The 26,407-nt window shown below is 73.9% G+C and carries 16 protein-coding genes; 8 read left to right on the top strand and 8 right to left on the bottom strand.

All coding sequences use genetic code 11. From position 1 onward, the window contains the following. Positions 1–75 precede the first annotated feature (75 nt). From ACZ53K_RS05810 to ACZ53K_RS05800, 3 genes are read left to right on the top strand one after another with little or no spacing between them, the layout of a single operon-like run. The gene (locus ACZ53K_RS05810; protein ID WP_468832327.1) at positions 76–3,051 is read left to right on the top strand and encodes a bifunctional glycosyltransferase/CDP-glycerol:glycerophosphate glycerophosphotransferase; all 2,976 of its coding nucleotides are present in this window, start codon (positions 76–78) and stop codon (positions 3,049–3,051) included. Continuing rightward, positions 3,038–4,192 carry a glycosyltransferase gene (locus tag ACZ53K_RS05805; RefSeq protein WP_468832325.1) on the top strand — a complete coding sequence of 385 codons (1,155 nt, stop codon included), beginning with the start codon at positions 3,038–3,040 and terminating at the stop codon, positions 4,190–4,192. Before ACZ53K_RS05810 ends, ACZ53K_RS05805 begins: the two co-directional genes overlap by 14 nt. 57 nt (positions 4,193–4,249) lie before the next feature. Further along, a complete protein-coding gene (locus ACZ53K_RS05800; protein WP_468832324.1) occupies positions 4,250–5,395 on the top strand; it encodes a glycosyltransferase family 2 protein in 1,146 nt (381 codons plus the stop codon). Between the two features lie 50 nt (positions 5,396–5,445). Here the strand turns inward: ACZ53K_RS05800 and galE are convergent, their stop codons facing one another. Next, the gene (galE, locus tag ACZ53K_RS05795) at positions 5,446–6,423 is read right to left on the bottom strand and encodes a UDP-glucose 4-epimerase GalE (RefSeq protein ID WP_468832322.1); all 978 of its coding nucleotides are present in this window, start codon (positions 6,421–6,423) and stop codon (positions 5,446–5,448) included. Positions 6,424–6,588: 165 nt separating this feature from the next. Then, positions 6,589–8,244 carry a glycosyltransferase gene (locus ACZ53K_RS05790; protein WP_468832321.1) on the bottom strand — a complete coding sequence of 552 codons (1,656 nt, stop codon included), beginning with the start codon at positions 8,242–8,244 and terminating at the stop codon, positions 6,589–6,591. A gap of 374 nt (positions 8,245–8,618) precedes the next feature. Here ACZ53K_RS05790 and ACZ53K_RS05785 point away from each other — a divergent pair, with 374 nt between their 5' ends. Then, positions 8,619–10,976, top strand: coding sequence for a bifunctional glycosyltransferase/CDP-glycerol:glycerophosphate glycerophosphotransferase (locus ACZ53K_RS05785; protein WP_468832319.1), 2,358 nt, complete (start codon positions 8,619–8,621; stop codon positions 10,974–10,976). 68 nt (positions 10,977–11,044) lie between these two features. On the opposite strand, the gene ACZ53K_RS05780 is transcribed toward ACZ53K_RS05785, so the two are convergent. The 5 genes from ACZ53K_RS05780 to ACZ53K_RS05760 all read right to left on the bottom strand — a co-directional run bounded on the left by ACZ53K_RS05780 (position 11,045) and on the right by ACZ53K_RS05760 (position 19,605). Next, complete coding sequence (locus ACZ53K_RS05780) at positions 11,045–12,028, bottom strand: class I SAM-dependent methyltransferase (protein WP_468832318.1); 984 nt, start codon at positions 12,026–12,028, stop codon at positions 11,045–11,047. A 197-nt stretch (positions 12,029–12,225) separates the two neighbouring features. Further along, positions 12,226–13,107, bottom strand: coding sequence for a carbohydrate ABC transporter permease (locus ACZ53K_RS05775; protein ID WP_468832317.1), 882 nt, complete (start codon positions 13,105–13,107; stop codon positions 12,226–12,228). Then, positions 13,104–14,456: a carbohydrate ABC transporter permease gene (locus tag ACZ53K_RS05770; RefSeq protein ID WP_468832315.1), complete on the bottom strand. Its 1,353-nt coding sequence runs from the start codon at positions 14,454–14,456 to the stop codon at positions 13,104–13,106. Before ACZ53K_RS05770 ends, ACZ53K_RS05775 begins: the two co-directional genes overlap by 4 nt. Positions 14,457–14,560: 104 nt before the next feature. Continuing rightward, positions 14,561–15,967, bottom strand: coding sequence for an ABC transporter substrate-binding protein (locus ACZ53K_RS05765; protein ID WP_468832314.1), 1,407 nt, complete (start codon positions 15,965–15,967; stop codon positions 14,561–14,563). Between the two features lie 236 nt (positions 15,968–16,203). Continuing rightward, entirely contained in the window at positions 16,204–19,605 is a 3,402-nt protein-coding gene (locus ACZ53K_RS05760) for an FtsK/SpoIIIE domain-containing protein (RefSeq protein ID WP_468832313.1), read from the bottom strand. A 476-nt stretch (positions 19,606–20,081) separates the two neighbouring features. On the opposite strand from ACZ53K_RS05760, the gene ACZ53K_RS05755 reads away from it, so the two are divergent. The 4 genes from ACZ53K_RS05755 (at position 20,082) to ACZ53K_RS05740 (ending at position 25,926) form a co-directional block, all read left to right on the top strand. Continuing rightward, a complete protein-coding gene (locus ACZ53K_RS05755; protein WP_468832311.1) occupies positions 20,082–21,809 on the top strand; it encodes a serine/threonine-protein kinase in 1,728 nt (575 codons plus the stop codon). A gap of 200 nt (positions 21,810–22,009) precedes the next feature. Further along, positions 22,010–23,323, top strand: coding sequence for a serine/threonine-protein kinase (locus ACZ53K_RS05750; RefSeq protein ID WP_468832310.1), 1,314 nt, complete (start codon positions 22,010–22,012; stop codon positions 23,321–23,323). 166 nt (positions 23,324–23,489) lie between these two features. Then, on the top strand, positions 23,490–24,602 hold the full coding sequence (gene prfB / locus ACZ53K_RS05745) for a peptide chain release factor 2 (RefSeq protein ID WP_468832309.1): 1,113 nt from the start codon (positions 23,490–23,492) through the stop codon (positions 24,600–24,602). A 355-nt stretch (positions 24,603–24,957) separates the two neighbouring features. Beyond that, the gene (locus ACZ53K_RS05740) at positions 24,958–25,926 is read left to right on the top strand and encodes a hypothetical protein (protein WP_468832308.1); all 969 of its coding nucleotides are present in this window, start codon (positions 24,958–24,960) and stop codon (positions 25,924–25,926) included. A 159-nt stretch (positions 25,927–26,085) separates the two neighbouring features. Here the strand turns inward: ACZ53K_RS05740 and ACZ53K_RS05735 are convergent, their stop codons facing one another. Next, a complete protein-coding gene (locus ACZ53K_RS05735) occupies positions 26,086–26,274 on the bottom strand; it encodes a hypothetical protein (RefSeq protein ID WP_468832306.1) in 189 nt (62 codons plus the stop codon). Positions 26,275–26,407: the final 133 nt, after the last annotated feature.

Genomic DNA, 26,407 nt, shown 5'->3' with positions numbered 1-26,407 from the left:
GGTCGACGGCGTGCCGGGCCGGTCGCGGGCCAAGGTAGCTTTGGGGTCCCGCAGCGCTATGAAAAGAGGATTGGGGTGCCCGTGCCTGACGTCTCCGTAGTCGTGATCGTCTATAACGACGCCGACCGGCTACCGACGGCCGTCCGGTCCGTACTGGACCAGACGCTCCACGGAGTCGAAGTTCTGATCGTCGACGACTGCAGCACGGACAGATCCTTCGAGGTGGCCCAGCAGCTCGCCGCCGCCCACCCGGACCGGGTGCGGGCGCTGCAGCTGCCGGAGAACAGCGGCGGCTGCGGGGCGCCCCGCAACCACGGCGTCCAGCACGCCACCGGCTCGTACGTGATGTTCCTGGACAGCGACGACGTCCTGGAGCCGAACGCCTGCCGCAACATGCTGGAGGCGGCCGAGCGCACCGGCGCCGACCTGGTGTCCGGCATGTGCGTACGGGTCATGGTCGATTCCCGCCATCAGAAGCAGACCGAGTGGTACCCCTGGCTGTACTCCAGAACCCGGACCATCGAATCCATTTCCGAATTGCCCGACCTGCTGGTCTTCGACACGCTGTCGACCAACAAGTGCTACCGGCGGGAATTCCTCCTGGAGGCCGGGCTGGTCTTTCCCGTCGGCATCCACTACGAGGACCTGCTCTTCTCGGCCCAGGCGTACGTGGCGGCCAAGCGGATCACGCTGATCCCCAACCACGTCTACTTCTGGAACGTCTTCGAGAAGGCCGCCACGAAGTCGATCAGCAACCGGCGCCACGAGATCGCCAACTTCGCACACCGCATGGAGATCCACCGCCGGGTGGACGAACTGCTGGAGCGCGAGGGCCTGGACGACCTCAAGTTCCACAAGGACGTCAAGTTCCTCAAGCACGACCTCGTGCTGCATCTGCGTGATCTTCCGCTGCTCGACGAGGAGTACCGCCGCGAGTTCGCCCGGATGGCCAACGGCTATCTCGCCGGCATCGCCCCCGAGGCGTACGAGCGGGTCCAGCGCATTCAGGCCATCTGCGCCTACCTCCTGGCCCGGGAGGACTGGCGGAATCTGATGCCCGCGGTGGACACACTGATCAACCGCGACAAACTCTCCTCGCCGCTCGCCGAGCGCGACGGCCGGGTCTACTGGTGCGCCGAACACCTCGACGACCCCGAGGGCCGCCGGGTCCTGGACGTCACCGACGCCGGCTACCACACCCGCTCGGTCGGCACGCTGTTCCTGCGCAACCAGCTCACCTCCTACGAGGACGACGGCCGCGGCACGGTCCGGCTGGCCGGCACCGTCGTCAACCCGCTCGGCAGGGTCGTCCCCGGCACCCCGCTGCGCGGCCGGCTCGAACTCAAGGCCCGCCGCAAGAGCCTCCAGGCGTTCTCGTTCCCGCTGACCTCGCTGCGCATCGCCGCCGACGGCCTGCACTGGGACGCCGAACTGGACCTCGCCCGCCGGCTGCGCCCGCTCGGCGTCATCGACGCCGTCTGGGACGTCCGGCTGATCCTGGACGTGGACGGCGTCACCACCCGCACCCGGCTGACCGTCGGCGGCGTCGACCTGGACAGCGCCCACGCGCTGCGGGTCCGCCCCCGGCTCACCCGGCTGGTCTCCGACCGCGTCGAGCCCGCCCCCTCCAAGCGCGGCCACCTCACCTTCGTCCTGGACGCCCAGGGCAAGGCGGCCAGGCGCACCAACGAGGTGCTCCGGCAGGCGCTGCGCAGCCCCGCCGCCGACCTCGCCAAGAGCGGCGTGCGCAAGGCCCGCAAGGCCCGGCGCGACCTGAACTCCGGCGAGACCAAACTGCGCGCCTACCACGAGGTGTTCAGCAAGCTGCCGGTCCGCAAGGGCCTGGTCGTCTTCGAGAGCCACCTCGGCAAGCAGTACAGCGACAGCCCCCGCGCCATCTACGAGGAGATGCGCCGCCAGGGCGTCGACTTCGAGGCGGTGTGGGCCTACGACGGCAAGAAGCCGGAGGGCTTCCCCAAGGACGCCACCCTCGTCCAGCGCTGGAGCTGGCAGTACCTGCGCGCCCTCGCCCAGGCCGAGTTCTGGATCGACAACCAGGGCTTCCCGCTGCGCCTGGTCAAGCGCCCGGAGACCACCTACATCCAGACCTGGCACGGCTCCGCCCTCAAGCGCATGGGCTTCGACGAGCCGCGCATGAAACTCAAGACGCGGGCCGCCAAGGAGGACTTCCAGAAGGTCCTGGACCGCTTCGACCACTTCCTGGTCCGCTCCGAGCACGACGTACGGACCCTGGCCGGCGCCTTCCGGCTGCGCGACGAGGTGCTGCTGCGCAGCGGCTACCCGCGCAACGACGCGCTGGTCGCGACGCGCCGCGCCGAGGAGGCGAGCGGGGTGCGCGAGCGCGGCCCGATCGCCGAGGAGCTGGGCATCCCGGCGGACAAGACGGTGCTGCTGTACGCGCCGACCTTCCGCGCCCACCCCAACGGCTCGGTGCGCGGCTTCGAACTCCCCTTTGACGTGGACGAGTTCGCCGAGCGCTTCGGTGACCGCTTCGTGCTGCTGATGCGCTCGCACTACCTGAACAACGTGGTGCTGCCGCCGTCCGTACGCGGCAAGGTCATCGACGCCACCGGGTACCACGACATCACCCCGCTGCTCCAACTGGCCGACGGCCTGATCACGGACTACTCCTCCGTGATGTTCGACTACGCGCTGCTCGACCGGCCGATGCTGTTCTTCGCGTACGACTACGAGGAGTACGCCAACGAGGCGCGCGGCACCTACTTCGACCTCAAGGAGAAGGCGCCCGGGCCGGTGCTGGGCACCGCCGAGGAGTTGTTCGAGGCCATCGAGGGCCTCAAGGCGGCCGACGACGGGCACCGCGCGGCACGGCGCCGCTTCACCGCCGAGTTCGGCGAGTACGACCAGGGCGACGCGGCCCGCCAGATCGTCGACCGGTTCTTCGGCGGCACCGGCCGCGGCGCGGAGAGCGGCCCGGCACACGGCGGCGCGCTGCCCGCCCCCACCGTCATCACCGGCTCCGCGCACAGCGGTTCTTCCGTGAAGGGGGAAGCCCATGACCGGGCGTGACATCTTCATCGTCTCCAACAACGTGGACGAGATGGGCGGGGTGACCACCTGGTCCCACCAGATGGCCCGGCTTTTCACCGCGAGCGGCCACCGGGTGCACGTCATCGGCGTCGTGCCGGCCCCCGAGGAACTGCGCGCCGACCTCGGCGCCGACCTGCCGTACGCCACCACGACGCTGTACGACGCGCACCCGCCGAAGGCCGTACCGGCCGCCCGCGGCCTCAAGGGCCGGCTGAACATCGCCGAGCAGCGGCGGCGCGCCGCCCGCCAGGCCGGGATGCAGGAGCAGGCGGACCGGCTCAGCGCGCTGTTCCGCGGGGCCCGGCCGGGCGGAGTGGTCATCGTGACGCAGGTATGGGCCATGGAATGGGTGAACCTCGCCGACACCGCGGGCCTGCCGGTCGTCGGCATGACCCACGAGTCCTTCGACGCCTGCCGCAAGTCCTCGCGCTTCGGGCGGGTCAAGAAGCACTACAAGGACGTGGACCGGCTGCTCGCCCTCACCCGCGAGGACGCCGACCTGTGGATCCGCCAGGGCATGGACAACGCGGACTTCATGCCCAACCCGCTGCCGGTGACGCCCGAGGTGCCCTCCGACCGCACCGCCAAGGTCGTCGCCAGCATCGGCCGGCTCTCCGACGAGAAGGGCGTCGACCTGCTCCTCGACACCTGGGCCATGGTCGCGCCGGACCACCCGGACTGGACCCTGCGGATCTACGGCTCCGGCGACGACGAGGACGTCCTCAAGAAGCAGGCCACCACCCTCGGGCTGAACGGCTCGGTCGCGTTCATGGGCCGTACCGACGACGTGGCGGAGGCGCTGCGCGGCGCCTCGGTCTTCGCCCAGTCCTCCCGGGCCGAGGGCTTCCCGCTCTCCCTCATGGAGGCGATGGCCAGTGGCGTGCCGTGCGCGGCGTTCGACTGCGCGCCCGGCGTCCACGAGATCGTGCGGGACGGCGAGGACGGCCTGCTGGCCGTGGTCGGCAACACCACCGAACTGGCCCGGCACATCGACGCGCTGATCTCCGACAAGGAGCTGCGCGACCGGCTCGGCACGGCGGCGCGGGAGAACGTCCAGCGCTACTCGACCGACCGGATCACCAAGCGCTGGGAGGAGCTCTTCGCCCTGCTGGAGCGCTGAGGTCCCCGGACCGGCCCCGCGGGGCCGGTCCGCACCGGACGACGGAAGAGGCACACCGTGGCAGCAGACCGTCCGCCCGCCCCCGACGGCCGGGGCCGCCACGGCCCGGCCGTCTCGGTCGTCGTGCCGGTGCACAACACCCGGCGTTATCTGGACCGGTGCCTGGGGTCCGTCTTCGCCCAGAGCCTCGGGCCGGACGCCGTCGAACTGATCGCCGTGGACGACGGGTCCGACGACGGCAGCGGCGCCTGGCTGGACGAACAGGCCCGTACGCACCGGAACCTGACGGTGGTGCACCAGCCGCCGTCGGGCGGCGCAGGGCGGCCGCGCAACGTCGGCATGGACCTCGCCCGCGGCCGGTACCTCTTCTTCCTCGACTCCGACGACCACCTCGGCACCGAGGCCCTGGAACGGCTCACCGCGCTGGCCGACACCCATGGCTCGGACCTCGTCTACGGGCGCATAGTCGGCGTCGGCGGGCGCCCGGCCCCCGTCGACCTGCACACCACCAGCCCCCGCGTCACGCCCTACGACTCGCCCGTCTACTGGACGCTGGCCGCCTACAAACTCTTCCGCCGCTCCTACGTCCAGGAGCGCGGACTGCGCTTCGTCGAGGGCCGGCTGCTCGCCGAGGACCTGCCCTTCGGCATCCGCGCCCTGCTCGGCGCGGACACCGTCTCCGTCCTCGGCGACTACGACTGCTACTACCTCCGGGGCCGCGACGACGACAGCAACGCCAGCCGCCAGGACCTGGACTGGCCCGAGCACCTCGGCTACATCGCCACCGTGCTCGCCCAGGTCGCGGAGCTGGTGCCGCCGGGCCCCGGCCGCGACACGCTCATGGTCCGCCACTTCCACGGCGAGATCCTCGCCCAGTTCGCCGCGCCGTATCTCGCCCGGGACGCCGCGGGCCGCCGGGCCATGGCGAAGGCCGCCCGCCCGCTGGTCGAGGCCTACCTCACCGACCGGGTGCTGGCCGCCCTCCCGCCCCGGCTGCGGCTGCGGGCGCACTGTCTGCGCGCGGGGCTGACGGACGAGCTGAGCGAGATCGTACGGGCGGACACCGGGCGGGAGCCGGGGCCGCCGGTGGCCGGTGACGACGGCCGGGAATACGCCGCGTACCCGTACTTCCGCGACCCGGAGCACGGCATCCCGGACGCCTGCTACGCCCTGCGGATGGCCGGACCCGGCGAAACGGCCTGAAAAGCCGTCCGCCCCCGGCAGGACCGGGGGCGGACGGCGGAACGCTCGGATCAGGCGCCGGCGCGGTGGTGCTGCCAGCCCTCCCAGGCGGAAGTGATCATGTCGCGTACGTCGTGGCGGGCCTTCCAGCCCAGCTCATCCGCGATGCGGTCGGCGGCGGCGACGACCCGGGCCGGGTCGCCGGGGCGGCGCGGGGTCACCTCGGCGACGACGCCGGTGTGGCCGGTGATCTCGTTGATCAGGTCGACCATCTCCTTGACGGAGACGCCCTCACCACGGCCGATGTTCAGCGTCAGGTCGCGCACCGGGCCGGGCTCGGCCAGCTTGCGCGCGGCGGCCAGATGGGCGTCCGCCAGGTCCGCGACGTGGATGTAGTCGCGGATGCAGGTGCCGTCCGGGGTCGGGTAGTCATCGCCGAAGATCCGCGGGGACTCGCCGTCGGTGAGCTTCTCGAAGACCATCGGGACGATGTTGAAGACGCCCATGTCGGCCAGCTCGGGGGTGGCGGTGCCGGCCACGTTGAAGTAGCGCAGGCACGCGGTGCTGATGCCGTGCGCCTTGCCCGCCGCGCGCGCCATCCACTCGCCGACGAGCTTGGTCTCGCCGTACGGGTTGATCGGCGCGCAGGGGGTGTCCTCGGTGACCAGGTCCACGTCCGGCATGCCGTAGACGGCTGCCGAGGAGGAGAAGACGAACCGCCCGACGCCGCCCGCCGCCATGGCCTCCAGCAGCGTCTGCAGGCCGTGCACGTTCTCGCGGTAGTAGTGCAGCGGCATCTCGACGGACTCGCCGACCTGCTTCTTCGCGGCGAGGTGCACGACACCGGTGATGCCGTGCTCGGCGATGGTCCGGTCCAGCAGCTCGCGGTCCAGGGTGGAGCCCACCACCATCGGGACGCCCTCGGGAATCCGGGCGGCCACGCCCGTGGAGAGGTCGTCGAGCACCACGACCCGCTCGCCCGCCTGTGTCATGGCCCGTACGACGTGGGCGCCGATGTAGCCGGCGCCGCCCGTGATCAAGTAAGACATCTCGCCATCCTAAGGTGGTCGTTGCTCGTCGGGTGGTGCGGGAGCGAACGCCGGCGGGCGGTGCTCCGGAGGGCGTACGGACGGATCCGGCGCGCTGACCGGGGGCGTCGCGCGACCGCCGCCGCGCCCGGCCCGGCCGCCGCCGGCCGGGCCGCTGTGACATGACTAACGAGCGCGCCCGAGGCCGCGGCGCAGCTTGCGGGCCGCGATCTGCCACGTGGTGCGCATTCCGGACGCCATCCGCAGCGCCAGCGCGCCGCCGGTGGTCGCGTACGGCTGCGCCAGCAGCAGGCCGTGCCGGGCGCTGGGCAGCGCGAACCGCCGCAGTCCGGGTCCGGTGGCCCGCAGCGAGGCGTGCAGGACGGAGCCGTCCTTGCAGTGCACCCGGGCGGCCAGGTCCCACGGCACGGGCGTCCCGGAGCCGCTGTCGGCGCGGGTGACGAGGGCGCCGAGGTCGAGCGTCGTCTCGGCCGTCCAGGCGTCGCCCGACGGGGCCGGGGTGAGCGTGGCGGTGTGCACGGGCCCGCGGCGGCCGCCCGCCCGGCGGCGCAGCTCCACGTCGATGACGGCGGGCCCGGCGGCGCCCACCCGCCCGTACAGCTCGTGCAGGCGCAGCCGCAGCAGGGAGCGGGTGCCGAGGACCGGTTCGGCGTCGATGGTCACCGGCAGTTCATCGGCGGGCAGCGCGGCCAGGCCGTCCAGTGCGGCCCCGGGCAGGCCGGGCGACCACACGGGCCGCTCGGCGTCGCGCGCGTACGGCGGCAGCAGCCGTCCGGGGCGGGCGGCGAGCTGGGTGAGCCGGTCGGAGTCGACCGGCTCCTCGGAGGCGAGCAGCACCCGGGCGAGCCAGCGGGCCGGGGCGGTGGCGGCGAGCAGCTCGCCCTCCTCGAAGCCGGACAGGTACGCGCGGGTCAGCCGCCACCACTCCTGCCGGTAGTCCGGGCCGCGGGTGTGCAGCTCCCGGACGTACATCCGCAGGTCGTGGTCGAGGAACTTGGTGCGCGCCGCGTGCGCGAGGTCCCGGTGCCCGGCGTCGGCCAGGATGCGCACGCTGGTGCGGTGCGCCTCGATACGGGACTCCCAGTTGGCGACGTCCCGGCGGTCCAGTGAGATCGACTGCTTCTCGGCGCTGCGCCGTACGTGCCAGACGTAGACCTCGTCGGGGACGACCGCGATCCGCGGGGCGGCGGCCAGCACCCGGGCGGTGAAGACGAAGTCCTCGTAGGTGAAGCGGCCGTCGGGGAAGAGGACGCCGTGGTCGAGCAGGAAGGCCCGGTCGTAGAGCTTGTTGACGCACAGGGTGTCGCCGACCAGCTCGGGGTGGTCGGCGACGGGCGCGTACAGCGCGGGTTCGTGGTAGAGGCCGGGCTGCCAGGGCACCTCGCGCGGGCCCGGCAGTTCGCGGCGTACGCACAGCCCGGCGGTCACCGGGGCGTCGAGGCGCAGCGCGGCCTCCAGGAGGGCGTCGACGGCGCCGTCCGGCAGTACGTCGTCGCTGTCCAGGAACATCACATAGCGTCCGGCGGCGGCCCGCAGCCCGTCGTTGCGGGGGGTGCCGCAGCCGCCGCTGTTGTCGGCGCGGTGGATCACCCGCAGCCGCGGATGGTCGCGCGCGAGGCGGTCCAGGACCTGGCCCGTGCGGTCGGTGGAGGCGTCGTCGACCGCGATCACCTCGGCGATCGCGTCGCCCTGCGCCAGCGCGGAGCGTACCGCCTCGCCGACCAGGGCGGCGTCGTTGTAGGCGATCACGACGATGCTGACTTGCGCGGACGGTGTGAGGGCAGGCCCAGGCTGCGGCTCTGGGGCTTCATTCGCAGTCACTACATCTACATTTCGTGTCGGTGTGGTCGGCGCCGTAGGGCCCCCGTGGTTTCCGCCCCTCTGCACAGAGGGCCGGAAGCCGGCACACGGTTGCATGCGCGCTTCTGCTCGGGGCCATCTTGCCGTCCCGTGCCCGGCGGCCGGGCGGTGGCCCCCTTCCGTGACGGATGCCCCAACTCGCCCCGCACCGGCGGGGTGCGCCCCCAATTTCCGCCCTTCCGTGACATGTGGCTTCAACTCGCCCACGGCCGGTGGGTCACCGGCCGTGGGCCGAACGGGTGACGGGCGCGATCGACAGTGCGTGGCGGACTGATTACGCTCTGCGTCCGTTCCCCGTGTGTACTCGGTCCGCGAGCCCCGACCTTGGGATGGCCATGCCCCGGTTCAGCGTCATCGTCCCCGCCCGCAGCGTCCAGGGTTTCCTGCGCGCCTGCCTGGACTCCGTACTGGAGCAGTCCCACCGGGACGTGGAGCTGATCGCCGTCGACGACTGCTCGGCGGACGCCACCGGCGCGATCGTCGACGAGTACGCGCGCCGCGACCCGCGCCTGACCGCCCTGCACCTGCGCCGCCCGAGCGGCGCCGGACCGTCCCGCAACGCCGGTGCCGCGCTGGCCGGCGGTGACTACCTGCTCTTCCTGGACGGCGACGACACGCTGGCCCCCGGCGCGCTGGCCGCCGTCGACGCACGGCTGCGGGCGTGCGGCGAGCCGGACGTCCTGCTGTGGGGCCACGAACGGATGGACGTCTGGGAGCGGCGGCGCCCCGGTGGCGACGGCGCCTTCCTGGAGTCGGCGGGCGACACCGTCTTCGACGCCGCGCAGCGCCCCGATGTGCTCGGTGTCGAGCCCGCCGCCTGGAACCGCGCGGTCCGCCGCGAGCACTGGTCCGGCCGGGGGCTCGCCTTCGCCGACGGCCCGTACGAGGACGTTCCGTACGCGTACGAGAGCCTGCTGACCGCCGGGCGCGTCGCGGCGCTCGACCGGGTGTGCGTCACCTGGCGCGAGCGGCGGCGAGGCAGCGCCGTCACGACCCCCGGGCGCCACCACTTCGTCGCCGTCGAACGCTACGAGGAGCTGTTCGCCCGGCTGGACGGGCTGCTGCCGGGCGACGGGGACGGACGCGAGGGCGGGGCCGGGGCCGGAGTCGGTGACGCGGGCGGGGAGCCGGCCCCTGCGGAAGACGGCCGGCTGCCGCTGCTGACCGTGCTGCACGCCCGGATGACCGACCGGCTGCTGGCGATCCTCGACGACCCCGACCGCATCGTGCCCGCCGACCGCGCCGCCTTCTTCCGCGCCGCGAGCCGCTGCATCCGGCGGCACCGCCCGGACGGCGCGCCGCTGCCGGCCGCGCTGCGCTCGTACCGCGCCTACCGGTCGCTGCACGGCGCCCAGGTGCTGCGGCGCGAGGTGGCCAAGGAGCTGCGCGACCGCGGCGAGGCCGCCGCCCGTACGGCCTTCCGGCGCTACTACGGCCTGCGGCTGCACGCCCCGCTCGACCCCGACCTCGTGCTCTACGGCGCCCGCGGCAACCGCGCGGTGACCGGCAACCCGTACGCCGTCGACCGCAAGGCCCGCGAGATCGCGCCCCAGCTGCACGGCGTCTGGGCGGTCCACGAGGACGCGGTGGACGCCGTCCCGGCGGGCACCGACCATGTCATCGTGGGCTCCCGCCGCTACTGGGAGCTGCTGGCCCGCGCCACGTACCTGGTCACCGACGGCGACTTCCCCGGCGCGGCCGGGCGGCCGGGACAGATCTGCCTCCAGACCCACCAGGGCACCCCGCTGAAGGCCACGGGCCTGGACACGCACCGCTACGCGGCCGGCCCGGCGGGACCGGGCCCCGGCCGCGTCCTCGAACACGCCGACCAGTGGGATTACTGCCTCTCCGCCAACCAGCACACCAGCGAGATCTGGGAGCGCGCCTACCCCAGCTCGTACGAGACGCTGGCCACCGGCTTCCCCCGCAACGACCGGTACGCGACCGCCACCGCGGCCGACGTGCGCGCGGTACGGGCCGCGCTCGGCGTCCGGCCCGGAGCGACCGCCGTCCTGTACGCGCCCACCCACCGCGACCGGCCGGGCGGCGCCGTCCCGCCACTGGACGTGGCCCGACTGGCCGCCGAGCTCGGCCCGCGCTTCCAGCTCCTGTTCCGCGCCCACCCGTACAGCCGGCCGCACAGTGAGCGCCCCCACCCGGACGCGCGGACGGCCTTCCACGGGGAGAGCGACGCGGTCCTGGACGTCTCCGGCCACCCGCACATCGAGGACCTGTGCCTGGCCGCCGACGCGCTGCTGTGCGACTTCTCCTCCGTACTGTTCGACTACGCCGTCCTCGACCGGCCGATCGTCGTGCACACCGCCGACTGGGACACCTTCCGGCTCACCCGCGGCGTCTACGTCGACCTGCTGTCCGGGCAGCCCGGCGACACCCCCGGCGTCCTCGCGCCGGACGAGGCGGCCGTCGCCGGGGCCTTCCACTCCGGGCGCTGGGACGGCCCGGCGGCGGCGTCGCTGCGGGCCGCCTTCCGCGACCGCTTCTGCCAGTACGACGACGGGCTGGCGGCGGAGCGGGTGGTGCGCCGGGTCCTCCTCGGCGAGGACGACCTGCTGCCCCCACTGCCACCGGGCGAACGCCGGACCGCCCCGTCGCCCCGGGCCGCGGAACGGGCCGCGGCCCGGGAGGACAGCGGTACGCGCACCCTGACGGGGCCCGGTGCCGTCGTCGGGTGACGTGGGGTGACCCGGCCGGTCCGGGGCGGCTGAGCGGTCCGGTGCGGGCTCGGCGGACCTGCGCGGGCTCAGCGGGCCGCCGAGCGGCGGCGGGCGGCGACCACGGCCTTGGTGATGAACGGCGGCAGGACGTTCACCGCGAGACGGCGGGCCGGGCTGCGGCGCGAACGGGCGGCAGGGCGGGCGGCCGGGCGGGGCGCGGCGGCGCGGGCGGGTGACTGCGGGCCGGCGGCGGTGGCGGCCGGGGAGGCCGGACCGGCGTTGCGCGCGGGCTCCGTACGGTGCCGGGAAACCGGGTGCGCGGGCTCCTTGGCGCCCTTGGCGCTCAGCCGGATCAGCGGCGCCCCGTTGACCTCCTGCACCTCGTGCCACATTCCCTCGCGGCCGGTCAGCCACGCCAGCAGCGCGGCCTGTACGGGCGCGGGGTCGCCCCAGGTGCCGTAGAACTTGGTCGGCGTGATGCAGATCGGGCGCAGCGCCTGGCCGGTGACCGCCTGCCAGGTGGCGGCGGCCACCCCGGGGCAGTGCTCGGCGCGGAAGTCGTCGAGGACGACGATGCCCTGGGGCGTGAGCAGGTCGCGCACCGTGACGATGTCGCCGTGCACATGCTCGTACAGATGCGAGGCGTCGATATGCGCGAAGCGGCAGCTGCCCGGCTCGACATGGTCCGCCACGGCCGAGCTGAGCCCCTGCACGATCTCGGGCAGCTCGTCGTGGAAGGCCAGGTAGTTGGCCTCGAAGGCGCGGCGGGTCAGCGTGGCGTAGGACTTCGCCATCTCCTTGGAGTTGGAGGCGTCCTCGGCGGGGGAGTCGAACAGGTCGCAGACCGTGAAGCGGTCGCCGGCGCGCAGCCGGGCGCCCATGAAGATGGCGCTCTTGCCCAGGTAGGCGCCGAGTTCCAGCAGGTCGCCGGGCTCGGAGCGGTCCGCCTGGCGGGCCAGGAACCAGTCGAAGAGCAGCTGGTCGGCGGTGAAGAACCAGCCTTTGACGTCGGACAGCCGCCCGGGGCGCGGGAGGTGTCCGTCACTGAGGTCTGCGGTGCGGGCAGTCATGTGCGGTCCGTCTCCAGACGGTCGAGGGGTCGGGGCCCGTGCGGCGCACGCGGCGGCCCGCGCCGCGGCGGCCGTACCCGCCGTCGGCGTGCCCGTCATCGTGGGGCAGCAACGTGAACGGAAAGTGGCGTCCGGCACAGCGTTCCCTTACGCCGCCGCACCTGTTCCCGTACCCCTCCGGATCCCGCCGGGAGCGGTCACTTCACCGCGCCCGCCATCACCCCGGAGACGAACTGCCGCTGGAAGGCGAAGAAGACGACCAGCGGGACCACCATCGACAGGAACGCGCCGGGCGCCAGTACGTCGATGTTGTTGCCGAACTGCCGCACCTCCTGCTGGAGCGCGACCGTGATCGGCGGACTGCCGCTGTCCGCGAAGATCAGCGCCACCAGCAGGTCGTTCCACACCCACAGGAACTGGAAGATGCCCAGGGAGGCGATGGCGGGCCCGCCCAGCGGCAGCACCACCCGGGTGAACAGGCGCAGTTCGTTCGCGCCGTCCAGCCGGGCCGCCTCCAGCAGCTCGCGCGGGATCTCGGCGAAGAAGTTGCGCAGCAGGAACACCGCGAAGGGCAGGCCGAAGGCGGTGTGGAAGAGGATCACACCGGGCGTCGTCTCGAACAGTCCGATCGCACCGAACAGCTCGGCGACGGGGATGAGCGCCACCTGCACGGGCACCACCAGCAGCCCGACGACGACCATGAACCACACGTCGCGGCCGGGGAAGTCCATCCAGGCGAACGCGTACCCGGCCAGCGCCCCGATGACGACCACCAGCACCGTCGCCGGCACCGTGATCAGCGCGGTGGTCAGCAGCGAGTCCATCACCTTGGCGTTCTCCAGGAGATGGCCGTAGCTGGACCAGGTGAGCTGGGCGGGCTCGGCGAACACCTTCCACCAGCCGGACTCGGCGATGTCCTGCGGCGAGCGCAGCGAGGACACCAGCAGGCCGACCGTCGGCATCAGCCAGAACAGCCCGGTCAGGATCAGGACGACCCGCAGGGCGCCGCCGCCCGTGCGGGCCGCGATCCGGGCGGGCAGGGACCGCTTGGCCCGTACGACACCGTCGGCGGTGGTCATCGCCCGCGCTCCTTCCGTAGGCGCCGGAGATTGACGTACATCACCGGCAGGACGAGCAGCAGCAGGAACACCGCGATGGCGCTGCCGATGCCCTGGTCCACATCCGTGCCGAACGACGACTGGAAGAGCTGGAGCGCGAGCACGTTGGCGTCCTTGAGGCTGGAGCCCGGCGCGATGATGTAGACCAGGTCGAAGATCTTCAGCACGTTGATCATGAGGGTGACCAGCACGACGATCAGGACGGGCGCCAGCAGCGGCACCGTCACCCGGCGGAAGACCTGCCACTCGCTGGCACCGTCCACCCGCGCCGCCTCCAGCAGCTCCCGCGGCATCCCGGCCAGGCCGGCCGCGATCAGCACCATCGCGAACCCGGCCCACATCCAGATGTACGCGCCGATGATGGCGGGGGTGACCAGGGCCGGGCCGAGCCAGTTCACGCCGTTGTACGCCGCGGCGAAGTTCGCCGCGGGCAGCCGCAGCAGGGCGCCGTCCGCGGCGGCGGGCAGCGCGAACCGCCCGTCCGGGCCGGTCGTCGTGCTCGCCACGGTCCGGCCGTCCTTGACCGCCTCGACCGTCAGGCCGGGCAGCCCCTTCTCGGAGCGGTCGACGATGTTCGGGGTGCCGCCGCCACCGCGGGTGAAGTCCAGCCAGACGGTGCCGGTGACCTTGCCCGGCTCCGGGCGCGCGGCCGTCGCCGGGCGCGCGTCGCCCAGGTCGGCGGGCTGCACGGCCACCAGCGGCAGGTTCGCCGGGTCGCCCGCGCGCACCGGCTTTCCGGTGGTGTACGCGCCGCCGGACGCCGTCAGCCCGGCGTTGGGACGGGGCTTGGCGCCCGGGTACGGCGCCGGCTCCGCGAACGTGTCGTGCACGCCGACCCATACGGCGTTGGCGACACCGCGCTCCGGGTCCTGGTCGTACACCAGCCGGAAGATGATGCCCGCGGCCAGCATCGAGATCGCCATCGGCATGAAGACGACCAGCTTGAAGGCGGTGCCCCAACGGACCCGCTCGGTGAGCACCGCGAAGATCAGGCCGAGGGCGGTGGCGACGGTGGGGGCCACCACGACCCAGATGACGTTGTTCTTCAGGGCGATCCGGATCCGCTCGTCGGTGAACAGCTCGCCGTAGTTGCCCAGCCCCACGAACCCGTCGCCGGACGCGTCGAACAGGCTCCGGTAGACCGAGAAGCCGATGGGGTAGACGACCAGCGCCCCGAGCAGGACGAAGGCGGGCAGCAGGAAGACGGCGGCGATCCAGGGGCGGGTGCCCGCCACACTTTTGACCCGGCGCAGCGTGCCGGTGCGCGGACGGACCGGGCCGGCCGGCCCGCCCGCGGTCGCAGCGTTCATGGTGGTGTCCCCCGGTCGATGCGGTCAGCGGCGGTGTTGCGCACCGTGGGTGCGCTGCGCGGCGGCGGGCCGTGCGGGGCCCACCGCCGCAGGGACGCTCCGGGTCAGCTGCCGTACGCCTTGGCGGCGTCCTGCTCCAGCTTCTTCTGGGTGCCCGCGATGTCCTTGGGGTTCTTCAGGAAGTCCTGGAGGTCCTTCCACTCGCCCTGTCCCGGCTTGCCGCCGAAACTGGCCGGCGCCTGGTCGGACATGTCGAAGCGGAAGCCGTCGCCCGCCTTGACCAGCGCCTCGGCTATCTCGCGCATCGTGTCGTTGGCGTACGCGGCCTTGTCCAGTTCCTTGTTGGGGGAGATGAACCCGCCGGCCTGCGCCCAGATCTTCGCGGCGTCCGTGGAGGCGAGGAAGGTGAGCAGGGCCTGCGCGCCCTTGGTGTCCTTCAGGGCCACCGCCGCGTCGCCGCCGGTCACCACCGGCGACCGGGAGCCCACCGCGGGGAACGGGAAGACCTTGGCGTCCGTGCCGACCTTGGCCTTGGTCTGGGCGATGTTGGTGGCGGCGTAGTCCGCCGAGGAGACCATGGCGGCCTTCGGCTGGTCGCCGCCGCTGAAGGTCTGGGTGACCGAGGCGGGGAACTGGGTCTGCAGCGCGCCGCTGTTACCGCCGGCCAGCAGCCCCGTCGTGCCGAAGAGCCGGCCGAGCGCGGTCAGTGCCTTGGTGACGGTCGGGTCGGTCCACTTGATCTTGTGCTGGGCGAGCTGGTCGTACTTCTCCGGACCGGCCTGCGAGAGGTAGATGTTCTCGAACCAGTCGGTCAGCGTCCAGCCGTCCGCGCCGCCCACCGAGACCGGCGGCACCCCGGAGTCCGAGAGGGTCTGCGCGGTCTTGAGGAACTCCGCCCAGTCCTTCGGCTCGGCCACCCCCGCGTTCTCGAACGCCTTGGCGTTGTACCAGATCAACGACTTGTTGCTGGCTTTGTAGTACACGCCGTACTCGGTGTTGCCGTACGAGCCCAGCTGCCGCCAGCCCGGGGAGAAGTTCTTGGCCAGCTGCTCCTTGGCCTCGGGCCCGAGCGGCTTGAGCCAGCCCTTGCGCGCGAACTCCCGCAACACGCCGACCTGCGGCGGGAATGCCACGTCCGGCTGCCCGCCGCCGGCCACCTTCGAGCCGATGAACCCGGCCATGTCGTCGCCGCTGGGGATGTAGTCGACGGTCGCGCCGGTGCGCTTCTCGAACTCCTCCAGCACCTTCAGGAAGCTCGCCCGCTCCGGGCCCGTCCACACCGCCGACACCTGCAGTTTCTGGCCGGTCAGCTTGGGAAGCTGGACGGAGACACCGCCGCTGCGGCCTTTGTCGCCGCCCTCGCTCTTGCCGCCGTCACCGCCGTCACCGCCGTCACCCCCGCCGCTGCACGCGGTCAGCGTCAGGGCGCCCGCCGCGGCAAGTGCCAGGGCGGCGCGGGTCGTTGCGGTGGCGCGCGCGCCGGCGCGCCGTGTGCGTGAAGAAGTGCCCATCCCCGTAAGCCCCTCCCGTGCGGTGCACCGAGCGCCGTGGGACGGCCCGCGCCGTGCGACGGCCCGCCGGGCACAGTCCTACGCCCGGATCACCGGCCCCGCAATACCGCCTCTCGCCTCAACTGGCCTTTCGTGACCGGCCCGTTACCCCTCGCGTACACCTCACGATTGCGCTTCGCGCGCCGCGCCGGGCCCGCGCGTGGCGCGGCCGGCCGCCGGGGACCGGACACCGGGTCTCAGAGCAGCGGCGGAGCGGCGGGCGCTCCGGAGGACTGGGCGGCCCGCTGCAGGGCGCTCGCCAGCAGGGCCAGGTCGGTCGGGCCGTTGCCCAGCTCGCGCAGCGGGCGGCGGGCCGGCGGATCGCCCATCCGCTCCCACTCCAGCGGTACGACCGTGGGGCGGAGCGTGGACGTACGGGGTATCCGCCCGGTCACCCGGCCGGCCTGGAACGGCGTCACGGAGGAGTCCGCCACGCGGTGCAGCCGGCCGCGGCCGGGCGGCACCGGCTCGGCCGCGTCCGCCGCCGGGCCCAGTTCCACCCGCAGTCCGGCCGCGCGGTCCGTGGCCGTGTCGGCCGTACGGTCCGGGTGGCCGGTGGCCGCTATCAGATGCACGCCGAGCGCCACGCCGTCCCGCGCCACCGCCTCCAGCGCCCGCACCACCGAACCGGCCGCGGGCCGGCCCGTACTGCCGAGGGCCGGGGCGACCAGCGCGTCGAAGTCGTCGACCAGCACGAACAGCCGGGACATCGGCACGGTCTGCGGCGCCTGCCCCTCGGGGCCGGGCCCGGGAGCGCTGCGCGCCCGCAGCCGCAGGGTGCCCGTCGACGTGGAGTCCTGCTCGGCGGCCGGGCCGGACGGACCGTCGGACGGGCGCCGGGGCGCCGGGGTGCGCGGCGCGGGCAGGTGCCGGGCCCGCCACTCGGCGAAGTCCCCGCCGGCCAGGATCTCGGCGCGCCGCTTCAGCTCGGAGCTGAGCGCCTGCGCGAACTGCCGCATCCGCACCGGGTCGGAGGCCGACAGATGGGTGGTCACATGCGGCAGGTCCGTGCACAGCCGCAGGCCCTCGCCGCGCTCCGGGCCCGCGCCGTCCACCAGGACGAGGGCGAGCAGGTCCGGGCGGTCGGCGGCGGCGAGCGAGGCGGCCAGCGAGCGCAGCAGCTCCGTCTTGCCGCTGCCCGGACCGCCGGTGACCAGCAGATGGCAGGCGTCGGTGGCCGGGTCGGCGCAGAGCGGCCCGTGCGGGCCCGCGCCCAGCACGGCGGCGGCGCCCGCCCGGCCGGGATCCGAGGCGGCGGCCCAACGGACCATCAGCGAGGCCGGGGTGGCCCGCGCCAGGCCCAGCTCGTCCAGCAGGCGGGCGGTGTCCGGCAGCGGTACCGCCGCACTGCGCGCCGGGCGCCCGCCGAGGCCGGCGCCCGTGTCGGCCTCGCGCAGCGGCGCGAGGGCGCGCGCGAACCGCTCGGCCCAGGCGCCGGAGACCGCGTCGACCGCGGCGACCGTGCCGTTCGGGTCCGTGCCGGGCTGGACGACGCGCAGCGCCGTGGCGACATCGCCGCTCAGCACCGCGACCGCGCCGCACTCGCCGAACGCGGGCGACGCCGCACGGGCGGCCTCGTACGTCGCGGCCAGCGGGAAGGCCGGGGTGGCGGCGGGTGTCTCGGCCAGGCAGAGCACATGGATGCCGGCCGCCGGGCCGTTCGCCGCGAGCCGGGCGGTCGTCTCGCGCAGCGCGGCGGAGCCGGGGTCGCCGTCCACGATCAGCAGGGTGTACGGGCCGTTGTAGCGCGCGGCGGCGGAGGCGACGGCGGACCGTTCGGCACCGGCCCAGTGCGGGCCCAGCGGGCCGTCGTCGAGGCGGCGCGCCAGCTCGGCCGTACGGGCCGTCGCCTGCTCCTTCTCGTACGCGAGCAGCAGCCGGCAGTCCTGGGCGTGGGCCGGGCGCACCTGGGGGAGCCAGCCGAGCCAGGACCAGTCGGCCAGCCGGTCCTCCAGCGGGCGCGCGCGGTCCGTGCTGATCAGCACGATTTCGAGGGTGGCGGGGGAGTGCAGGGCGGCGAGCTGTGCCACTGTGGCGCGCGCGAGTCCGCCGAGCCGGGCGCGCGGCCCGGCGAGGCCCAGGGCGCCAGCCCGGCGCAGCTCCACGGTCACCGGCGCGGCGGCCCGGCCGCCGTCCTGCGCGACCGTGCCGAGCCGGACGGTGAGCGCGTCCTGGTGGTCGGGGCCGCGCTCCCAGAGCCGGGGCCCGGGGCCGAGCGCGGTCAGCAGCACCGTAGCCGGGTCGGGCCACCGCTCGTCGGCCGCCTCCGGGCTCAGCCGCTCGCCCGCGGGCCCGTACGTATGGTCCGCGGCGCCGGAAGCCGCTGCCTGCGACTGCCGCTGCTGCTCCTGCCACACGGTCGGCGCGGGGGCGGGCGCTGCCCCGGCGCGCCCGTCGGCGGGCCGGGCGCCGGCCAGCCGGCGGGCCCAGGCGCCGAGGCCGCCCCGGCGTGCGGCCTTGGGGGCCGCTCCGGAGTCCTGGCGCGGGTCGTCGCGCAGCTCATCGGCGGGCAGGTCCGCGGCGCGTGGCTCTTCGTCGGAGGCCAGGTTCTGCCCGCCGCCGTGGGTCCGCTCCGCACCGGCGGCGTCCGGGGCGTACGGCGCGTACTGCTCCTGCGGGCTGCCGGGATACGGGGTGCCGCGCAGCGGGGTGCCGCGGCGCGCCGGACTGTCGTACGCGGCGGGCAGCTCCTCCCCGGAACGCGGATCGCCGTACGGGACAGGGGTGTACGGGCCCGTGACGTGGGCCGTGGTGCCCTGGGCGGCAGGGGGCGGGAAGCCCTGCGCCGGCACCACGGGCCGTCGGGTGTCCTGGTCGTGTGCGGCGGAGCGCGCGCCGGGGACGGTGGCGGCACCGGGACACGCGGCGCCCTCGGCATCCCGGGCGGCGGCGTCCGGCTCGGAGACGCGCAGCCGGCCCTCGCCGTCGGGGGCACACGCCAGGGCCGGGTCGGGCTCGGCGGGCGCGGCCTGGAGGCGCAGCGCCGATTCGCCGATGCGCAGCAGCGCGCCGGGCGGCAGCGGCACCGGCCGCTCGCCGACCTCGGCGCCGCCGACGGCCGTCCCGTTGGTGGAGTGCAGGTCGGCGACGAGCACCGAGCCGTCCGGCTCGACCGTCACCGCGCAGTGCAGCCGGGAGACGTCCGGGTCGTCGAGGGGTACGTCGGCCTCCGCCGAGCGGCCGACGCGGATCGCGCCGCCCTGGCCGCCGTGCAGGAGGTGCACCCCGCCGGCGTCCGGCCCGGAGACGACCCGCAGCCGGGGCGCGCCGTGCGGCAGGCCATGGGCCGGGGCGGGGCCCGGGCCGCCGAGGGAGAGCACCGCGCCGTCGATCAGCGGGGGCTCGCCGACCGCGGCGCGCTGCGGGTCCAGCCGCTCGCCGCCCGCGTACAGCACGACGGCGCCGCCGGAGCCGCCCGCGCCGGCACCGCCCTTGCCGCTGCCGCTGCTGCCGATGTCCGCGCCGGACCCGGCCACGGCGGCCGCGAGGCCGCCCGCGACCGTGGCGAGCGCCGTCCCGGCGGGGGCCGTGACGAGGACGTCGCAGGCCCGCGTGGGGTGGCCGCTGCGCGGCCCGAGGACGGTCAGCCGGATCTGCATCGCCGTCAGCGGTCCCTTCCGCCCGGACCGTCGGCGGGGGCCCCGTGACCTCCCCCGCCGCGCCCGGGCACTCGGCACGTACAAGTCCCTGGGCGCGGGGCTCGTGCTCCCGCGCCGCACGCGCGCGACGGAGGCCCCGCACCCCCACCGCTTCCGTGCTGGGTGCATCCTCGCACCTGCCACTGACAACACGCCCGCCGACCATCACTCAGTGATCTTGATCGGTCGCTCCCGGGCGAAAAACCGCCTGATCGGGTACTGCGAACGGCCTGTTTTCGATCATCGGTGTTCGCTGTTCGGCCGGACACGGACACCGATCCCGGTCCGCCCGCAACCATCCGTCCGTAATGCGCGTCTTTCCCCCGAGCCCCGCCCGATCGTCCCGCCGTACGGCCCGTTCGGCGGCACTACAGTGGGGCGACGGGCCGCCGCGACCCACCGGCCCGGCAAGGATCGATCACGACCAGGGAGCGCACGTGCGGCCGGTAGGCAGCAAGTACCTGCTTGAGGAGCCGCTGGGACGCGGCGCCACGGGCACCGTCTGGCGTGCCCGTCAGAGGGAAACGGCGGGCGCCGAGGCCGCGGTGGCCGGGGAGCCCGGCGAGACGGTCGCGATCAAGGTCCTCAAGGAGGAGCTGGCGCACGACCCGGACGTCGTCATGCGCTTCCTGCGCGAGCGCTCGGTGCTGCTGCGGCTCACCCACCCGAACATCGTCCGCACCCGCGACCTGGTCGTCGAGGGCGATCTGCTCGCCCTGGTCATGGACCTCGTCGACGGCCCCGACCTGCACCGCCACCTGCGCGACAACGGGCCCTTCAGCCCCGTCGCGGCGGCCCTGCTGACCGCGCAGATCGCCGACGCGCTGGCCGCCAGCCACGCCGACGGCGTCGTGCACCGCGACCTGAAGCCCGCCAACGTCCTGCTCCAGGGCACCGGCGACGGCGACACCGCCGAGCTGCACCCGATGCTCACCGACTTCGGCATCGCGCGCCTCGCGGACTCGCCCGGCCTGACCCGCACCCACGAATTCGTCGGCACCCCCGCCTACGTGGCGCCGGAGTCCGCCGAGGGCCGCCCGCAGACCTCCGCCGTGGACATCTACGGCGCCGGCATCCTGCTGTACGAGCTGGTCACCGGCCGTCCGCCGTTCGGCGGCGCCAGTGCCCTCGAAGTGCTGCACCGCCACCTCAGCGAGGAGCCGCGCCGCCCGTCCACCGTCCCTGAGCCGCTGTGGACGGTCATAGAGCGCTGCCTGAGCAAGGAGCCGGGGAACCGGCCCAGCGCCGAGAACCTGGCCCGCGCGCTGCGCACGGTCGCCGCGGGCGTCGGCGTGCACGCGACCCCGGCGCAGGCCGAGGCCGCGCTCGGCGTCGCCGCGCTGCTCGCGCCGGACCCGTCGCCCGCCACGGTGCCCGGCACCGGCACCGGCACCGGCGCTTCGGGCGACGCCGACCCGACCCAGGTGCTGCCGTCCACCGGCGGCTCGTACGACCCGGCCGCGGCGACCAGCGTGCTGCCGTCCACCAGTGGCCAGGGCGGCCCGGACGCCGACCCGACCCAGGTGCTCGCCTCCGGCAACGGCGGTCAGGGCCAGGGCTACGGCCAGGGCGGCGCCGATCCGACCCGCGCGATGCCGCCCGTACCGCCGGGCCCGCCCGGCGGTCAGGCCGAGGGGCCGCACCCTTGGGAGTCCCAGATGCGGGCCGCCCGGGACCGCAACGAGCAGACCCAGTACCTGGATCCCGGTCAGGATCCGTTGCAGCGCCGTCCGCAGCGGCAGCCCGCACAGCCCCAGCAGCGCCCCCAGCAGCCGCCGCAGTACCAGCAGCAGGCCCCGGCGCCGTACCAGCAGCAGGCGCCCGCGCCCTATCAGCCGCCGCAGCACCAGCCGCAGCAGGCACCGCGCCGGCAGCAGCCGCCGCCCCAGCGCTACGAGCCCGAGCGGCCGCCGGAGCGGGAGCCCCGGCCGCGCCGCGAGCCCCGGCAGCGCAGCGCCAACCCGATGCGCATCCCCGGCCTGGGCTGCCTGAAGGGCTGCCTGTTCGTGCTGGTGATCCTGTTCGTCGGCGGCTGGGCGGTCTGGGAGTTCTCCCCGCTCCAGGAGTGGATCGGTACGACCAAGGGCTACTTCGAACAGATCGGCGACATCATCGGCAGCGTCCGGAACTTCTTCAACGACGTCGGCAACTGGTTCGGCAAGTGACACAAGGGCGTCGTGTGACGTGCGCCGGTGGCGTCCAACACGGCGACTGAGGGGATTTGTCGACTTCCGGGGGGCGATTTCCCCCACAGAAGTGACAGCCGGGCCCATCCTGGGCACGGAACCCCCTGGCACCCGCGTAGCTTTGACGCCACCTTCAGCCCCCTGAGGACGCTCAGCGGGCCCGACACGTCGGAGCAGTCTTGGCACGGAAGATCGGCAGCCGGTACACCGCCCACCAGATCCTTGGCCGCGGCAGCGCCGGCACGGTATGGCTCGGCGACGGACCCGAGGGGGCCGTCGCCATCAAGCTGCTGCGCGAGGACCTCGCCGCCGACCAGGAACTGGTCGGCCGCTTCGTCCAGGAGCGCGCGGCGCTGCTCGGCCTGGACCACCCGCACGTCGTCGGCGTGCGCGACCTGGTCGTCGACGGCAACGACCTCGCCCTGGTCATGGACCTCGTACGGGGTACGGACCTGCGCACCCGCCTGGACCGGGAGCGCCGCCTCGCCCCGGAGGCCGCCGTCGCGATCGCCGCCGACGTGGCCGACGGCCTCGCCGCCGCCCACAAGGCCGGCGTCGTGCACCGCGACGTGAAGCCCGAGAACGTCCTGCTGGACATGCAGGGGCCGCTCGGACCCGGCGGCGCCCACCCCGCGCTGCTCACCGACTTCGGCATCGCCCGCCTCGTCGACACGCCCCGGCACACCCGGGCCACCAAGGTCATCGGCACGCCCGACTACCTCGCGCCCGAGATCATCGAAGGCCTGCCGCCGCGCGCGTCCGTCGACGTGTACGCGCTCGCCACGGTGCTGTACGAGATGCTGGCCGGCTTCACCCCCTTCGGCGGCGGCCACCCCGGCGCGGTGCTGCGCCGCCACGTCACCGAGGCCGTGGCGCCGCTGCCGGGCATCCCGGACGAACTGTGGCAGCTGCTCCTGCAGTGCCTGGCCAAGGCGCCCGCCTCCCGGCTGCGCGCCCCCGAACTGGCCGCCCGGCTGCGCGAGATCCTGCCGGACCTGGCGGGTCACCCGCCGCTGGACATCGACGAGCCCGACGGCGACCAGGCCGCCGAGGAGCCCGAGGAGGCCGCCACCGGCCCGTACGCGTCCGGTACCGCCGGATCCGGGTCCGGTGCGTACGACGAGTCCCTCTACCCGCCGGTCGCGCCGGGCGGCTCCCGGCCGCGCGGCGCCGTACCGCTCGTCCACGGCTCGGCCGCCCCCGACTCGAACCGCGAGACCCACACGAGCATGCGCGTCCCCGGCCCGGACGAGCTGGCGGGCGGTGCCCACGGCACGGCACGTGCCCCGCGCGCCGCGGGCGAGCCCCGGGCCGGCTCGGCCCGGCACCGCGAGGCGGTGCGCCGCCGCCGGGTGAAACTGGGCCTGGCCGCCGCCGCGGTGGTGGCCGCCGCCGGACTCGGTGGCTGGTTCGCCTCCCAGCACGGCGACTCCGGCGACGCCAGGCCGGGCGTCCAGCACTCCGACGCGACGACCCCGCGGCCCACGCGCTGACCCCGCGGCCGGCCCCCTGACCCGGGCCGCCGCCCCGGCCCGCCGGTCGGAGCGGCGGCCGTGCCACCGGTCCGCACCCCTCCCCACCTGCCTCCTCGCGCCGCCGCCCGGGAAGCGGCGCGAGGCTCGGGACACGCAGACGGCGGCAGCCGTTAGGCTGGGGAGCGTGGCAGTCGTCGATGTATCCGAAGAGCTGAAGTCCCTCTCCTCGACCATGGGGTCGATCGAGGCCGTCCTGGACCTCGACAAGATGAGGGCCGATATCGCCGCGCTTGAGGAGCAGGCAGCGGCGCCGTCCCTCTGGGACGACCCGGAGAGCGCGCAGAAGATCACCAGCCGGCTGTCCTATCTCCAGGGCCAGCTGCGCCGGGCCGAGGAACTGCGCGGCCGGGTCGACGACGTCGGTGTGCTCTTCGAGCTCGCCGAGGCCGAGGGGGACGACGAGACCCGGGCCGAGGCCGAGAGCGAGCTGGCCGACGTCCGCAAGGCCGTCGACGAGCTGGAGGTCCGCACGCTGCTGTCCGGCGAGTACGACTCCCGCGAGGCCGTCGTCAACATCCGTGCCGAGGCCGGCGGCGTGGACGCCGCCGACTTCGCCGAGAAGCTCCAGCGCATGTACCTGCGCTGGGCCGAGCGGCACGGCTACAAGGCCGAGGTGTACGAGACCTCGTACGCCGAAGAGGCCGGCATCAAGTCGACCACCTTCGCCATCCAGGTGCCGTACGCCTACGGCACGCTCTCCGTCGAGCAGGGCACCCACCGCCTCGTGCGCATCTCGCCCTTCGACAACCAGGGCCGCCGCCAGACGTCCTTCGCGGGCGTCGAGGTGCTGCCGGTGGTCGAGCAGACCGACCACATCGAGATCGACGAGTCCGAGCTGCGCGTCGACGTGTACCGCTCCTCCGGCCCCGGCGGCCAGGGCGTCAACACCACCGACTCCGCGGTGCGCCTGACGCACATCCCGACCGGCATCGTCGTCTCCTGCCAGAACGAGCGCTCGCAGATCCAGAACAAGGCGACCGCGATGAACGTCCTCCAGGCGAAGCTGCTCGAACGCCGCCGCCAGGAGGAGCAGGCCAAGATGGACGCGCTCAAGGGCGACGGCGGCAATTCCTGGGGCAACCAGATGCGGTCGTACGTTCTGCACCCGTACCAGATGGTCAAGGACCTGCGTACCGAGTTCGAGGTCGGTAATCCGCAGGGCGTGCTCGACGGCGACATCGACGGCTTCCTGGAAGCGGGCATTCGCTGGCGCAAGCAGCAGGAACAGGGGAAGTAACCCTCCGGCACAAGCCGCCGGAAAACACCGTCCGGATAATGCGTGAAAACAACTGTCGCTTATTGAGCGGCAGTTGTTTTTCGCTGCCGTTCGACCATGTGGCGGTTTGGTCACAGTCATACGTCCATGGACCCCGCAACTCCCCTCAATTCGGTCATCGCACCTTTATTTGACCTTGACGATGATGTGAGAACTGGGAAGGGTGGTACGTGGCATACGTATGTCTGGGGTGTGCGTGTGAACGGGGATCTGAGTGCGACGGCCGCAGGGCGGTACGGCAACTCGCCTACCCGGGTCGGCTGCTGCCCCGAACAGCGATGCTCCCATGACGAGTAGCTACTGGGGGTAGCAGTACATGACGAAGAAGACGCGGCTGCGCGTAGCGCGCATTGCGGCCGGTGCGGTGATCGCGGCCGGTGCGTCGCTCACCGCGGCCGGCGCGGCCTCGGCGGTCGGCACGGACCAGGCATCCGGTTCCCACTCCAGCGGCCTGATCGGTGGCCTGGGTGACATCTTCGACGGTGGCGGGGACTCCGGTGGCAGCACCACCGGCGAGACCACCACCGGCGGCTTGATCACTGGTGGGCAGTCGGGCAGCCAGACCGGCGGTAACGAGACCGGTGGTCAGTCCGGTAGTCAGACCGGCGGTAACGAGACGGGCGGCCAGTCGGGCAGCCAGACCGGTGGCACCCAGTCCGGCGGCCAGTCGGGCAGCCAGACCGGCGGCCAGACCGGCGGCCAGAGCGGCACCCAGACCGGTGGCACCCAGACTGGTGGCCAGTCCGGCAGCCAGACCGGCGGCAGTCAGACCGGCGGCACCCAGACCGGTGGTGCCCAGACCGGCGGCACGCAGACCGGTGGTCAGAGCGGCAGCCAGACCGGCGGCACCCAGACCGGCGGCCAGTCCGGTTCGCAGACCGGCGGCGGCCACTCCGGCGGCTCGGGCAGCACCGGCGGTTCGGGCAGCACGGGCGGTTCGGGCAGCACCGGCGGCAGCGGCTCCACTGGTGGCAGTGGCTCCACCGGCGGCAGCGGCTCCACCGGTGGCAGCGGCTCCACCGGTGGCAGCGACGACGGCACCGGCACCGGCACCGACAACGAGGGCACCACGCCGATCGAGCAGCCCGGCGAGGGCAACGAGCAGATCGTGAACACGCCCGGCCAGCCGCAGCAGCAGGCCAAGGGCGGCGAGCTGGCGGAGACCGGTGCCTCCGGCACCACCTTCCTGCTCGTCGGCGCGGCGACGATGATCGCCGGTGGCATCGGCTTCCGCCTGATGCCGCGCCTGATCAACAAGAACGGCGGCGGCGCGGCCGCGGCCTGACACCAGGCTCCGCCCCGTACGCGGGGCAGTGCGTGACGAAGGGCCCGGAGCGCGAGCAGCGGTCCGGGCCCTTCGGTGTGCTCATGTCCGCGGCGCACCGGGCGCGGTGACGCTCCGTACGCGAAGCGTCACGCGGGGGTCCGGTGGTCCGGGCCCGCCTCAGGCGGCCTGGTGCACCAGTATCGCCAGCGCGATCAGCGCCACCAGCAGCGCCACCAGGGCCGCGGGCGTCACCTGGCCGAACAGCCCGGTCTCCTGCAGCCGTTCCCTGCTGGCCCGGCACACGGGGCAGCGGCCCTCGTTCACGGGGGCCGCGCAGTTGGCGCACACCAGCCGGTCGTACGTCATGCGACCTCCTCCTCAACCGCTGCAACGCGCAGGCGACCACGATGGTTCCCTCTACCACTGTGCCAGCTCGTCGGCGGAACGGCGCGCCCCGGTCGGCTTCCGGCCTTTTCGGCGCGACGGCCCGGATCCACGG

Source organism: Streptomyces sp. NPDC033221, assembly GCF_055577005.1.
The sequence above is the reverse complement of the archived record's forward strand: the minus strand, read 5'-3'. Positions and strand labels throughout refer to the sequence as shown.